This is a genomic window from Lyngbya sp. PCC 8106 (assembly GCF_000169095.1).
Lineage (GTDB): Bacteria > Cyanobacteriota > Cyanobacteriia > Cyanobacteriales > Microcoleaceae > Capilliphycus.
Window position 1 is genome coordinate 1 of sequence record NZ_AAVU01000027.1, and the last position, 13235, is coordinate 13235.

The window sequence follows — 13235 nt, forward strand, 5'->3', positions numbered from 1 at the left end:
ACTGTTGATTCAAGGGATGTTTATGCCCATTGCCCCGTCATCAATTCCTGAGTCTACCAATTTGTCTGCGCCGCCAGGTGTAACTGGACGCGCGCACGCTCATGGCTATCTGAATCCATTGTCTCGGGTGGGTCAGTGACCACTTGTATTGTACCAGAAATCCCTGTGCGGCATTCCTCCCAACTCCAACGTCCCTATCGTCGTGGGTCTCCTGCCGCCGGAAGATGAAAGCTGGTATCAGCAGCAACCCGGCTTAAAAACCTCTATTTCTGCGGGGGGAGTCGTTATCCGTCAGCAGAATGAGCAAATGTATATTGCAGTAGTTCAAGAAAATCAGAACCGTCCGGGCTATGTTTTACCCAAAGGTCGCATTGAACCGGGCGAAACGATTGAACAAGCAGCCCGTCGGGAAATAGAAGAGGAAGCAGGTTTAAACGATTTGCACAAAGTTGCGGAACTCGGGAGCAAGGAGCGACTAAGCTATTCCAAAACAATGTGGAAAAAAACCCACTACTTCCTGTTCACAACGAATCAAATCGAGGGAACTCCAACTGATCTCTACAAACCCTACAAACTGTTTTGGCTTCCCCTGAATGAATTTCAGAGCTGGTTTTGGCCGGAACAGCGAGAGTTAATTGCCGACCATCTAGACTTAATTCGTCAGTCTTTCAATCAGTAAAAACTTACTTCGTTTTCGCTTGAGATTTTTGAGCGGTGGCAATTTCTTGATTAAGAACTTCGAGAGCTTTAGCATATTGGGGATCATCTAACGTCCCGATTTTAGTGCGCTCTTTTCGCAGTTCTTCGCGTTGGGCTTCAGAGAGATCAATTTTGACATCCGGTTCAATCCCTTCATGGTTAATATCTCGACCGTCGGGAGTAAAGTATTTTGCAATAGTCACCGCCAGTCCTGAACCATTACCCACACCACGAACCGACTGTACTAAACCTTTCCCAAAACTCTTACTTCCCACAAGTAAAGCACGTTCATTGTCTTGTAAAGCGCCCGAGAGAATTTCACTCGCACTCGCCGAACCGCCATCAATCAGAACCACCATCGGCTTATCCGTTAAAGCCCGACTATTCGCCCGTTGACGGTCAAGTTCACCTCGTCGGTCTACTGTCGAGACAATATCGCCTTCATCCATCAACATCCGAGCAATTTCAATACTGGCGTAGAGCAAACCTCCCGGATTAGAGCGCAAGTCTAGAATATAACCGGAAACATTTTGTTTTTCGAGATCGGTAATCGCTTCTCGCATTTCATCGGCTGCATTCGCACTAAACGTATTCAAGCGAATATAACCTACTGTTCCCGTTGAGCTATTCTGAGTCGAGTAGCGTACCGGATGAATTTCGATTTTAGCCCGATTGATAGGAACGATAATTTCTTCATTTCCCCGCTTAATCGTCAGCGTGACCTCGGTTCCCACTGGGCCGCGAATCAACTTCACCGCGTCGTTGATATCCATATCTTTCGTGCTTTGGTCATCAATCTTCAGAATGATATCCTGAGCTTGAACCCCTGCATCAAAAGCCGGAGAATCTTCAATCGGAGAGATCACAATCAGCTTTTTCGACTCCTCATCCTGAGTCAGTTGAATCCCTACCCCGGTGAGTTCTCCAGAGGTATCAATCTGCATATTCTTGAACTCTTCCGGGTCCATGAAGCGCGTATAGGGATCATCGAGCTGATCGAGCATCTCTCGGATGGCTTCATAAGCCTGTTCATCGGTGGTATAGCTCCGATTCAGATATTCATTCCGAACGGCTGTCCAATCAACTTGATTAAATGTTCCATCAACATAACTTTTTTCAATAATTTGCCAAACTTCGTCAATTAGTTCTTTCGGACTTTCTCGAAACGACGCTTGACTGGAAAGATGTATTCCTGCACCTGCAACTGCAACTGCTGTTAACATGACTGCCGTTGCACTGACAACAAGCCCACTTTTTGATACAACCATCTGTCTTCTGAACCGGAGGAAAGGACTGCAATTTTATTATGCCCAATTTAGCACAGGCAATGCTATTTCATGTACTCTCAGTACACATATCTACAATCACGAGGGTAGATCAGGATTGTAAAATTAAAGAGACAAGCCAACAGCAATACTCATCAACGAATTGACCGTGAAAACCCCACACCCCTAAAGTAACATCATAAGATATTTACCATTTGTCTAACCGCAATCTGTATAACGGATAACTAGAGTAAATTGGGTTGGTTATCGCTGTGTCCTGTCTCTTTTAGATTCATCTACGGATCGATCCAGCGTCCATCTGCTTTAATTAAATTAATTAATTCTTCAACTCCTTGATCTTCTGGCACTTTTTTGACTTCTTCTCGTCCGCGATACAACGAGATATAACCCGGTTGTTTACCCACATAACCATAATCTGCATCTGCCATTTCGCCAGGGCCATTAACAATACAACCCATCACCGCAATATCTAAACCGGTTAAATGATTGGTGGCTTCTCGAACTTCATGTAACACATCTTCGAGATTAAATAAAGTCCGACCACAAGACGGACAAGCCACATATTCCACCATGGTTTTTCGCAATCCCAACGCTTGCAAAATGCTATAACAAACGGGGATTTCTTTTTCAGGTGCTTCGGTCAGAGAAACGCGAATCGTATCCCCAATTCCTTCAGCTAATAACGTCCCAATTCCGGCGGTTGATTTAATCCGACCATATTCACCATCTCCAGCTTCTGTGACGCCTAAATGTAAGGGATAATCCATTCCCAATTCATCCATACGTTGCGCCATTAATCGATAGGCTGCTAACATCACCGGAACTCGGGATGCTTTCAGAGAAATCACCAAATTCTGAAAATCCAAAGATTCACAAATGCGGATAAATTCTAAGGCTGATTCGACCATTCCTTCTGGAGTATCGCCGTAAGTAAATAGCATTCGTTCAGCAAGTGAACCATGATTAACTCCAATTCGCATCGCTTTTCCTTGCTCCCGTAGTGAAACCACTAACGGTTCTAAGGTTTCCCGAATTTTCTCCCCAATTTCATCAAATTCAGCTTGAGTGTATTCGTTGCGATCAGATTTGGGTTTTTCAAATACATATAACCCCGGATTAATCCGAACTTTATCAACGTGTTTGGCAACTTCTAGGGCGATTTTCATGCCATTATGATGAACATCTGCCACCAAGGGAACAGGTTGATAGGTTTGGGCGAGTTTTTGTTTAATTTCTCCGACGGCTTTGGCGTGACCCACACTCGGCACCGTTACCCGGACAATTTCACAGCCGATTTCATGTAAACGACGAATTCCTGCTACAGAACCGTCGATATCCATGGTATCTTCATTGATCATCGACTGAACAACGACCGGATGACCGCCACCGATGGTGACATCTCCGACTTGGACGGGACGAGTTTGGCGACGATGGATTTTTGTGTCAACAGCAGGTTGATTGGGTGTAGAATCGGTGGGACGAGGTAAAGTTTGCATAATTGAGTTGTTGATTGCTGTAGCAGAGATTTCAAAATATTTTTTCTCCTACTGTTTAGGTTGCCACAAAAGTGACACTTGTGGGAGAGGTTTAGGAGGCAATAGGTATATAGTCAGGAAAACTCTTGACTGTCTGGAATACACAATGAGTTGATTTCCTCATATAAGCTTTGAGGGCGATAAATTAAAGAGATCATCCTAAAGTCAAGGCTATGAAAAAGAACATCCAATATCTTATTAACCTAATTTTGCCTCCAAATTGTCATTGTCAGCATATTCAGCCTCGGACTTACCGTATTACCTGTTTTGATGATGGCACGGCTAGAGGCGTTTGGGAAAAACGACATCAATTTTATTCGATGTTAAACTCGGATGATATTCTCGAAGTTGTTGGAGATGAATACCACGCTAGAAGTCATTATCAGCCTTAAATTCCATTTAAACATAAATCATTTTGTGGGTCATTCCTCCATCAACGACAACATTGATACCCGTGATAAAAGTGGCTTCTTCTGAAGCTAAATAAACAACCATCGCTGCAATATCTTTCGGCTGTCCGACTCGTCCAACCGGATGCTGTTGATGATCTTTTGGAGTGAGTTGAGATTGTTGATATTCCGAGGTTACAATCCAACCAGGGCTAACACAATTAACGCGAATATCTGGCCCTAAACTGTTGGCTAAAGTATGAGTGAAAGCGACTAAACCGCCTTTAGCCATTGAATAAATTTCGGTATTCGGTTCAGACATCAAAGCCCGAGTTGAAGCAATATTGAGAATTGTACCTTGAGATTTTCGTAAGTGGGGAACTGCATATTTTGTACAGAGAAAAGCACCCGTTAGATTAACGGTTAAAATCTGGTTCCAATGTTCTAAGCTTAACTGTTCAATGGGGTCATTTTCCGGATCGGAAATTGCCGCGTTATTCACTAAAATATCCAAACGCCCCAATAATTCTATCGTTTGATGGATGACAGTTTTAACGGATTCTTCGTTAGCAATATCAGTTTGAATAAACTTAATTTCTCCCAACGAACCCAATTCGGTTTCTGTAGCGTTTCCCGCTTCTGAATCTATTTCTGCAATCACAACCTTTACCCCAACTTTGAGAAGATGTTGGGCGATCGCTTTTCCAATTCCCTGTCCGCCTCCGGTAACAATAGCAACTTTATTTTCAAAACTCATAATCACTCAACTTTGCTGACTGTTATTCATTTTTTACACTATTGCTAGGCTTTTGATCTACTCTCCCAAGACATAATCTTAAATATTACTCCTCATCCCCACTCAAAAAAAACATCAATAGCTTTTTAGCTAATCTATGTTATTAATATCAAAGACTATAGCAAACCCAAACACTGAAGTGCATCTATAGCGGCTTGTTTTTCAGCTTCTTTTTTCTTATTTCCAGTTCCCCGCCCATAAAATTTTCTATTAATTCGGACTTCTACTGTAAATATTTTAGCGTGATCTTTTCCCATTTCACTAACTACATAGTATTCGGGAATGGGTAGATCATTGGTCTGTGCTAAATTTTGCAAACGTCCTTTAACATCGATTAAAGTTTGCTGAGGAATACTATCTTCAACAGTTGCAGTATCAACCGACTCAAAAAACGGTTTGATTAATTCTCTCACCGCTTCAATTCCCGAATCTAAATAATAAGCCCCCATTACGGCTTCAAATGTATTACTCAGGAGTGAAGATTTTGTTCTACCTCCTTGTAATTCTTCTCCTTTTCCTAACTGCATCCACTCCCCTAAATTCAGTTTAACTGCAAACTGAGCGAATTGAGAATTATCTACAAAACTAGAACGGCGACGGGTGAGTTCTCCTTCATCGCGACGATGAGAATATTGTTCATACAGATAATCCCCCGCCAAAAAGTTTAATACAGAATCTCCTAAAAATTCTAACTGTTCATTATCACCCTCAGTTTTTGTTGGATGTTCAAAAACATAAGTGCGGTGAGTTAAAGCCCGTTGAAGCAGTCTAGCATCTTGAAAGGGGATTGTCTCCAGAAGTTCTTTTAAACGTTCTCTAACGGAAGATTCTTCGCCGGATATTTCGCTATCATGGGGGCGGGATTGTTCTTTGAGTAACCGTTTTAAAATTTCTTGTTTGTATTGATCAATTAAAGTTTCTTGTTCTGTCGCACTGATCGCATTTAATAGCCGAGATATACTATCTAAAGCGCGATAAGTATCTTCCGTGGAAAAATTAACTTGATGCGCCCATTTGTTGCGAACATCGATTAATTCGCTAACTAAAGCCCTTTCTACGCTGGATAAATGGGACTTAAAAACCTTCTCCCACCGCTTAGTAACAATAATTAGAATAACAGAAACATCTTCTTTTAAAGTTTCTTCAAATGACCGTTTTAAAGTTGCGTCTCTTGACAGTGCTTTTTCAGCTTGAGAAAGCCATTGATTGCCATAAATCGCTCTCATACACTGTTCAAAATAAGGATATAAACCCTGTTTTAATAAGTCTAAGCACCGACCAATTCTTTCACGGTTGTTCATCATAGTAGGTAGAATGAGTTCATAAGGTTCATCCGTTAACTACACAATCTTAGCAGTCAAATTCCAGAAAACATTCTAAAAAAACTCTCAAAAATTCCAAATTATTTCACTTGTTATATGGGAATAGATAAGTTTATCAATTAAAATAATACAGAATGTATATTACTTCGGAAAGGGCGTGTAGGGGCGCAAGGCTTGCGCCCTTCCTTGCGCCCTTCCTTGTCAAAAATTCAACCAATTTCAGTTAGGAATTTGACTGAAGTTGTTGTAAACGATCGCGTAAAATCGATCCTTGCTTTTCAGCTTCAGCTAACGAATCTCTCGCCGTTTGAACAACTTCCGGGTCAGCTTTATCAACGAAATTCTTATTGCTTAACCGCTTAGAAATTGACTCAATTTCCTTTTCGATTTTCGCCAATTTCTTCTCAGTTCGTTTTTGTAAACTGGCAAAATCCACCACACCCGCCAATGGAATTAACGCTTGAATTGTACCAATAACACCCGCAATAGTTTGACCTAAATCTGTAGGTAAAGTATCGGTAATATTCAACGTTTCAATCTTCACCAAATCCTTGAGATAATTCTCACCTTTTGTTAGGATTTCTCGTTCTTTGGCATTTTCACTTTGCAGAATTGCAGTAACTTTTGTTTTGGGTTTAATATCTGAATCAGCCCGCAGGTTTCGCAGCGTCCGAATGGTTCCAAAAATTAACTCAAATTCAGTCTCTAATTCATCATTAATCAGATCTGTTTCTAACTCTGGATAGGACTGAATAGCTAAACAAGTTTCTTCGCCCGTTTGAGTTAAAGTATGCCAGATTTCCTCGGTAATATGAGGCATAAAGGGATGCAACAGCTTCATAATTCCCTCTAAAACATAGGCTAAAGTCTGTTGGGCGACAAGTTTTGATTCTGTATTTTCGCCTTGTAAACGAGGTTTAACCAGTTCAATATACCAGTCACAAAAATCACCCCAGATGAACTCATATTGTTCTCTCGCTGCTTCTCCCAACCCGTAACTTTCCAGATATTCACAGGTTTGTTTAACCGTTTTATGGAAACGAGACAATATCCATTGATCGCACAATTCCAACTTTTCGCTATCCGGTTTTCCTAACTGTTGGGGAGTTTTTCCCTCCAAATTCATCATTACAAACCGAGACGCATTCCAAATTTTATTGGTAAAGTTCCGCGACGCTTCAACGGAAGCAGATTCATCTTTTTCGCGGTTATATTCTAGGCGAATATCCTGACCCGCCCCAATTACTTCTTTAATCAGTGTATATCGAACCGCATCCGTTCCGTACTTATTAATCAGCAATAACGGATCGATACCATTTCCGGCAGTTTTTGACATTTTCTTGCCGTTTTCATCCAAGATTAACCCGTGAATATAAACGGTTTTAAACGGCATTTTATCCATAAAATATCCCGCCATCATCGTCATTCTGGCGACCCAGAAGAAGATAATATCAAACCCCGTTGATAAGGTATTCGTGGGGAAATAGGTGGCTAAATCTGCCGTTTCTTGCGGCCATCCTAACGTTGAAAACGGCCACAAACCGGATGAAAACCAAGTATCTAATACATCGGGTTCCTGTTGCAGTTTAACGTCTTTGCCAAATTTTTCGGTGGCTTTTTTAACGGCTTCTGCTTCAGTTTTGGCAACCACAAACGGCGTATTATCGGTAATTTCTCCGTCAGTTTCACTCACCGCATACCAAGCCGGAATTTGATGTCCCCACCACAATTGACGGGAAATACACCAATCTTCTAACTTCACTAACCAATCCCGATAAACCTTCATCCAACGTTCGGGGACAAAACCGGGATTATCTTCATTATCTAGACAATTTAACGCCTTATCCGCAAGAGGACGAATTTTAACAAACCACTGGGTTGATAATAGCGGTTCGATGGGAACTTTTCCGCGATCGCTGTAGGGAACACTATGTTTATAATCTTCTATTTTAACTAAAAATCCCTCTTTTTCCAACTGTTTAACCACATTTTTTCGGGCTACAAATCTATCTTGACCCTCAAAAATTCCTGCATTTTCATTCAACGAACCATTTTTATTTAAAATATTAATCATCGGCAGTTGATGACGCTGACCCATTTGAAAATCGTTCGGGTCGTGGGCGGGTGTTACTTTTACACAACCTGTTCCAAATTCCGGGTCAACAAATTCATCGGCGATAATCGGAATTTCCCGGTTCATAATCGGTAAAGTTACCGTTTTTCCGATTAACTTTTTGTAGCGTTCATCATTAGGATTAACTGCAACTGCGGTATCTCCCAACATTGTTTCGGGGCGAGTTGTTGCGACTTCAACATAACCATTCCCTTCTGTTAAGGGGTAACGAAAATGCCACAAATTCCCCTGAACTTCTTTATTTTCGACCTCAACATCCGACACCGCAGACTCGCTAGCCGGACACCAATTTACCATATATTGACCGCGATAAATTAGCCCGTCTTCGTACAACCGAACAAACGCTTCAATTACCGCATTCGCCAGACCTTCATCGAGGGTAAAACGTTCTCTTGTCCAGTCGGCTGAAATTCCTAAACGTCGCAGTTGTCCTGTAATTGTACCGCTTGATTGTTCTTTCCATTCCCAAGCCCGTTCTAAAAATTTATCTCGTCCTAAATCAAAACGGGTTTTTCCTTCTTCTTTTAGTTGTCGTTCGATCACGCTATGAACCGCAATACTAGCATGATCGGTTCCGGGAAGATAGAGGGTATTGTCGCCCTTCATGCGATGATAACGAATCAGAGTATCAATCAAGGAATTATTGAAAGCGTGACCCATGTGGAGGCTTCCCGTAACGTTGGGAGGCGGAATCATAATGCAGTAGGGTTCGCCGGGATGGTTGGGGTCAGCTTTGAAGGTTTGTTTTTCTTCCCAATAAGTTTGCCATTTGGCTTCGGTGGTCGAGGAGTCGTATTGGCTTGGGAGGTTAGGAATAGTTGAGGTCATGGGCGATAATCGCAGACAATGTGAGCGTTTTCAATTGCTCTTAACATTTTGCCACATTGATCGGCAATCTCAATTAAAGTATCAAAATTTTGAAGGTCGAGAACAATAATAGCGTTATCCCAACGGATTACCTAAATTCTTCCCATACCCCATTTCCTAAATCCCTTAACGGTGGTAAGTCTTCAACAGCAGCTTCAAAGATTGAAGTTTCTTGAAAAATATCTTCTAGTGTGAGTAAGTGAATCTTAAACCGATCAATATTTGAACGTGTATTTAAGTGATATTCAAACTTAGAATTATAGCCAATTCCAGCAAGAAGAATGGCGATATCTGGTTGGTGAGTATCTAGCTGACCATAGAAAATATATGCCTCATCTTTATCCAGCAAACTTTTCCTGAGTTTAGATTGAAAGTATATTTCTTGTCCTTGCCAAAATCCAGAACCATCTACACCTCCGTCACGTCCCATTGGACCTGGAGTGAGTCCTAAATGTGCAGCAAACCGACGACCTAAATCTCCCTTAGTTGTACTATCAGAGTTAACAATTCCTTTAATAATTGCGCGGATTGCTAGATGGTCTTTCATTAGTTTAAGCCATTATTTAATCATGATTTTCTGGGTTACTGTTTTGAGTTAAATCATAGGAGTGAATCACATCATCATATAAGTTAATGGCTATTCTGACACATTCAGATACTTTTTCATCCATTTCTAAATCTTTAAGATTTCTCTGACCTTCTGCACTTAATGATAACTTAATATGCTGGGGCTTTTCACCTGAATCTGTATTACCATTACCCAAAAACTTCTTTTCAAGTTGATCCACAGAAGTACGCTTTTCTTTCACAACATAATGGCGAACTAAGCTGATTGCAGACTCTACTATAATGTCATCCCTTAGAGCAAGTCTTGACATAAGCTTACTCAACTTATCTGCATCTACTTTTGTTAACTCAATAGTAATTTTTTCTTCTTCTGATTCAGAATTTTTTGCCTTTTCTTGACCTATCTCCATTGCTCTTTGTGCGAGAGGATCATCAAAAGTATTGATCTTCTGGTTTGTTTCCTGATTAGCTTGGTTATCTGATGACATATACAAATCTCCTTTAGGCTGAATAATTCTAAATTCCTAACAATTTATTAAAATAGTCTTTCAAATATTCATATCCATTATAATTCCAGATATATTTTCTATCCTCATAGATAGCCTTTTGCATCTCATCTTGTAGATTAGACATTTCTTCTGCAACACTACATTTTCTAGGCTTATTTTCAGCTTTTTCAACAACCTGTAACAGTCGTTCTCTTTCAACTCCCAAGGGGACTATCTTAACTATTGGTGTAAAGCCCATATTAGACTCCATGTTAGCAATCACTTGTAAGGTACGGGGAAGATTGCGTAATGCTTTAGCTCTTTGGGACAGGTTGACAGGAACTAAAATCAGATTAGGATTATCTTGTAAAATAACTTGAACAGTATTCGCCAGAGGACTGTCAATGTCAAGTACAATGTGGTTGTACTGTTCGGGCTTAGTCATCTTTTTGATAGACTCTCGATCAGGATTGTAAGCTACCGAAATTTCATCATATTTCCCGGCACTTTGGAAATCCGGTTTGCCTTTTTCAGGAATTCTATCGACATAAAATTGCCAGGAGTCAGTTTGATCATCGCAATCTATCAGAAGAATTCTTCCTATCTGAGATGATAAAGCACCTACCGCATGAACCGCTAGAGTCGTTTTACCCACTCCCCCATCATTATGGGTGCATAGAATTTTCAATTGATACCTCCCCAACTGGTTTTAAAAATTGCACTGATATTTGAGATCATACCAGATTGCTTACTAAAACTGAGACCTTAATCTTAACTCATATAACATCATATCATAACCATAGATAACCCTTCCGTAGGATGTCTATACAAATTAGGCAGAGGTTAGATACCTAATAAATTAGTTGATCTATTTATCTGGAAATTTCTGGTGATTCTTGTAGAGGATGGAGATCTGATTAGATGATTTTTTAACGTCTGGGTTAATATGTTCAAGAAAAGAGTTTTTTATCCCTTTTTTGCTGTGGGTTTAGCTGCGGTTATGTCGGGGGCTTTTGTTTATCGGGCGAACTCTCAAAACCAAACTGCTGCTAATATTTTTGATCCCGCTGGAAATTCAACAAAAACAACAGTTTCTCGGACTGGATGTGGTGAAGGTTGATCTTCATCCTTTTGATGAAAATCGTTGGGTTGGAGAGGTAACGTTTGACGGCGAAGTAACCGTTACCGGGACTTACAAGCCGAATACTTTAATCGGTGAAAGTCAACAGGGTAGTCCTTGTTTCTACGTTGATAAACGCACAGAAAACCAACTCCCTCGGTTAAAGGGAGATGAACGGTTTATGTGGTTTTGTTTTAATAATTCTCAAGCGGTTTTAGATGCGTTGGGAACGGTTGAAAAAGATGTTAAAATTGTGATTGATGAGTACAAAACGATTTATATTCCCAGCGATGTCACGAATACAGCAACGTTTGTTCGATCGGTTTCTCGGTAGTCAAAACTCACACCTCAGCCATTCCCTTCTAATTACCGCCTCACCCGTCACCTGTGTTGTAGGGGCGGGTTTATATCCCTTGTCTCGGGAAATGATAAACTATAGCGGTTTTCAGTTGAATGAAGTACATACAGTAGAGACTAAAAAACCCGGTTTCTCAGAGAAACCGGGTTTTTCTCCCAACTCGGTGACTCCCAACTCCCGACTCCCGACTCGGTGACTCCCAACTCCCAATCAGTAAATGAGTACATTTACCTCTCCACAGTTTAAAAAGAATCGTTATAATAGGAAACAGGTTCTGCTGCGGCGTTGGTGACTGCCTTTATGTTTTTTTGATCTGTAAATCTCAGTATCCGGGAACCAGAGAAACTTCGAGTGGCAGTATACCGGACTTAGTATCCGGAAACTTAAAGCTCGACAAAGGTACCCACCTAAAAGGCATATTGAGGTCAAAAACTGGGGTAAGACGGCGTTGCGGTAAACCTAATCTTTCCGTAATGTAGTGTTCCGATACAACTCGACAACTGTGTTTAGGTGTTTTCCAAGCCTAATCACTCAGATGCTATACAAAAAATAAAAGTTTTAAGATTTGGAAAGTTTTAAAATTTGGGAGGATTTAGGCTAGTCTAATGCTAAGATTGGCTTAAATTTTTTTACGGTTTATTTCTATGTCAGCGCCTAAAACGGGTTTGGAAATGTATCAGCAACGACTGGTTGCTCTCTACAACAAGCAAATTTACACCCGTTTACCGACTCCTGCTTTTACTCCACTTTCTAAGGACTGGATACAGGTTTTTCAGGAAGAAGCTCAATTAATCAAAGCGGTAATTGCTTCTCAATCTAATTCTACACGATTAGCGGTTTTATTGGGGGATTCCCTAAGTATGTGGTTTCCCACTGCTTTACTTCCAGAGGGTATATTTTGGCTAAATCAAGGGATTTCTGGAGATACAACCGGAGGAATATTAAAGCGGTTGTTTGCTTTAGATGCAGTAGAACCCCATGCTATTTATATCTTAGCTGGAATTAACGATTTAAAACTCAAAACTCCAGTTCATGTTATTTTAAAAAACTATCAGCGCATTCTCCAAGAATTACAAGAAAAACATCCGACTTCTCAGCTTTTTGTTCAATCATTATTTCCCACTTCGCTACCGAGTCAGTTTTTATCTTTTACCATTCCCAATTCTCAAATCAATCAATTCAACCTCGAACTTAAACAACTCGCTCAACAAGAAAATACAAATTATCTCGATTTTCATCCTCGTTTCGCTAATCCATCGGGGAATTTGGATTCAAAACTAACAACTGATGGTTTACATTTGACACCAGAGGGTTATCAAGTTTGGCAATTTGCACTCACTCAAACCGAATCTCGCTACACAAAAGGACGGGATGAAAACTATCAAAAATGGCTACAATCTTCACCCGAGTTTAAGCTAAATGGAAAGTCTTATCGTTGGAGTTCCTACAAGGTTCAACCAGGAGAGACTTTAAAAACCATTACTCTCAAAGTATTTGGAACCGATGAATTTGACTATTGTGATTTGATTGCGATCCGAAATCAGCTCATTTCTGAGTCCCTTCAAGACTATCAAAACCTAGAAATTCCGACAGTTTAATGATGAGTATTAAAAAACAGACCAGAAACCTAAATTAGTCAAAACGGACTCCCTGTAAGCAGAGAACTTTATGGGT

Annotated in this window: 13 protein-coding genes and 1 other RNA gene; 6 read left to right on the forward strand and 8 right to left on the reverse strand. The window is 40.6% G+C overall.

What is annotated here, in order from left to right; genetic code table 11:
• Positions 1 to 202 precede the first annotated feature (202 nt).
• Positions 203 to 679 carry an NUDIX hydrolase gene (locus L8106_RS17580; protein WP_009785743.1) on the forward strand — a complete coding sequence of 159 codons (477 nt, stop codon included), beginning with the start codon at positions 203 to 205 and terminating at the stop codon, positions 677 to 679.
• Positions 680 to 683: 4 nt separating this feature from the next.
• On the opposite strand, the gene ctpC is transcribed toward L8106_RS17580, so the two are convergent.
• Positions 684 to 1967, reverse strand: coding sequence for a carboxyl-terminal processing protease CtpC (gene ctpC / locus L8106_RS17585; protein WP_009785744.1), 1284 nt, complete (start codon positions 1965 to 1967; stop codon positions 684 to 686).
• 293 nt (positions 1968 to 2260) lie between these two features.
• Positions 2261 to 3481 (reverse strand): (E)-4-hydroxy-3-methylbut-2-enyl-diphosphate synthase, encoded by a 1221-nt coding sequence (ispG, locus tag L8106_RS17590; protein ID WP_009785745.1) that lies wholly within the window; start codon positions 3479 to 3481, stop codon positions 2261 to 2263.
• A 212-nt stretch (positions 3482 to 3693) separates the two neighbouring features.
• Here ispG and L8106_RS32340 point away from each other — a divergent pair, with 212 nt between their 5' ends.
• Positions 3694 to 3912 carry a hypothetical protein gene (locus tag L8106_RS32340; RefSeq protein ID WP_071941412.1) on the forward strand — a complete coding sequence of 73 codons (219 nt, stop codon included), beginning with the start codon at positions 3694 to 3696 and terminating at the stop codon, positions 3910 to 3912.
• Between the two features lie 7 nt (positions 3913 to 3919).
• Here the strand turns inward: L8106_RS32340 and L8106_RS17595 are convergent, their stop codons facing one another.
• The 6 genes from L8106_RS17595 to L8106_RS17620 all read right to left on the reverse strand — a co-directional run bounded on the left by L8106_RS17595 (position 3920) and on the right by L8106_RS17620 (position 10771).
• Entirely contained in the window at positions 3920 to 4666 is a 747-nt protein-coding gene (locus L8106_RS17595; RefSeq protein WP_009785746.1) for a glucose 1-dehydrogenase, read from the reverse strand.
• 155 nt (positions 4667 to 4821) lie between these two features.
• Positions 4822 to 6009 carry a ribonuclease III gene (gene rnc / locus L8106_RS17600; RefSeq protein ID WP_009785747.1) on the reverse strand — a complete coding sequence of 396 codons (1188 nt, stop codon included), beginning with the start codon at positions 6007 to 6009 and terminating at the stop codon, positions 4822 to 4824.
• A gap of 241 nt (positions 6010 to 6250) precedes the next feature.
• A complete protein-coding gene (locus L8106_RS17605) occupies positions 6251 to 8989 on the reverse strand; it encodes a valine--tRNA ligase (RefSeq protein ID WP_009785748.1) in 2739 nt (912 codons plus the stop codon).
• Positions 8990 to 9116: 127 nt separating this feature from the next.
• Positions 9117 to 9575 (reverse strand): hypothetical protein, encoded by a 459-nt coding sequence (locus tag L8106_RS17610; RefSeq protein ID WP_009785750.1) that lies wholly within the window; start codon positions 9573 to 9575, stop codon positions 9117 to 9119.
• 16 nt (positions 9576 to 9591) lie between these two features.
• On the reverse strand, positions 9592 to 10083 hold the full coding sequence (locus L8106_RS17615) for a hypothetical protein (protein ID WP_009785751.1): 492 nt from the start codon (positions 10081 to 10083) through the stop codon (positions 9592 to 9594).
• A gap of 28 nt (positions 10084 to 10111) precedes the next feature.
• Positions 10112 to 10771: an AAA family ATPase gene (locus L8106_RS17620; protein ID WP_009785752.1), complete on the reverse strand. Its 660-nt coding sequence runs from the start codon at positions 10769 to 10771 to the stop codon at positions 10112 to 10114.
• A gap of 258 nt (positions 10772 to 11029) precedes the next feature.
• Between L8106_RS17620 and L8106_RS32345 the strand changes: the two genes are divergently transcribed.
• The 4 genes from L8106_RS32345 to L8106_RS17630 all read left to right on the forward strand — a co-directional run bounded on the left by L8106_RS32345 (position 11030) and on the right by L8106_RS17630 (position 13159).
• Positions 11030 to 11203, forward strand: a complete 174-nt coding sequence (locus L8106_RS32345) for a hypothetical protein (protein ID WP_009785753.1) — start codon at positions 11030 to 11032, stop codon at positions 11201 to 11203.
• Positions 11193 to 11537: a hypothetical protein gene (locus L8106_RS17625; protein ID WP_009785754.1), complete on the forward strand. Its 345-nt coding sequence runs from the start codon at positions 11193 to 11195 to the stop codon at positions 11535 to 11537. The genes L8106_RS32345 and L8106_RS17625 overlap by 11 nt, the downstream gene beginning before the upstream one ends.
• Before the next feature lie 295 nt (positions 11538 to 11832).
• Positions 11833 to 12022, forward strand: a non-coding RNA gene (ssrS, locus tag L8106_RS30750) — 6S RNA.
• 183 nt (positions 12023 to 12205) lie between these two features.
• Positions 12206 to 13159: a GDSL-type esterase/lipase family protein gene (locus L8106_RS17630; protein WP_009785756.1), complete on the forward strand. Its 954-nt coding sequence runs from the start codon at positions 12206 to 12208 to the stop codon at positions 13157 to 13159.
• The last annotated feature ends 76 nt before the right edge of the window (positions 13160 to 13235 follow it).

Coding starts and splice junctions, on each gene's coding strand:
- L8106_RS17610 (WP_009785750.1), bottom strand. CDS start 9,575: ATGAAAGACCATCTAGCAATCCGCGCAATTATTAAAGGAATTGTTAAC.
- ctpC (WP_009785744.1), bottom strand. CDS start 1,967: ATGGTTGTATCAAAAAGTGGGCTTGTTGTCAGTGCAACGGCAGTCATG.
- L8106_RS17630 (WP_009785756.1), top strand. CDS start 12,206: ATGTCAGCGCCTAAAACGGGTTTGGAAATGTATCAGCAACGACTGGTT.
- ispG (WP_009785745.1), bottom strand. CDS start 3,481: ATGCAAACTTTACCTCGTCCCACCGATTCTACACCCAATCAACCTGCT.
- L8106_RS32345 (WP_009785753.1), top strand. CDS start 11,030: ATGTTCAAGAAAAGAGTTTTTTATCCCTTTTTTGCTGTGGGTTTAGCT.
- L8106_RS17615 (WP_009785751.1), bottom strand. CDS start 10,083: ATGTCATCAGATAACCAAGCTAATCAGGAAACAAACCAGAAGATCAAT.
- L8106_RS17605 (WP_009785748.1), bottom strand. CDS start 8,989: ATGACCTCAACTATTCCTAACCTCCCAAGCCAATACGACTCCTCGACC.
- L8106_RS17595 (WP_009785746.1), bottom strand. CDS start 4,666: ATGAGTTTTGAAAATAAAGTTGCTATTGTTACCGGAGGCGGACAGGGA.
- L8106_RS32340 (WP_071941412.1), top strand. CDS start 3,694: ATGAAAAAGAACATCCAATATCTTATTAACCTAATTTTGCCTCCAAAT.
- rnc (WP_009785747.1), bottom strand. CDS start 6,009: ATGATGAACAACCGTGAAAGAATTGGTCGGTGCTTAGACTTATTAAAA.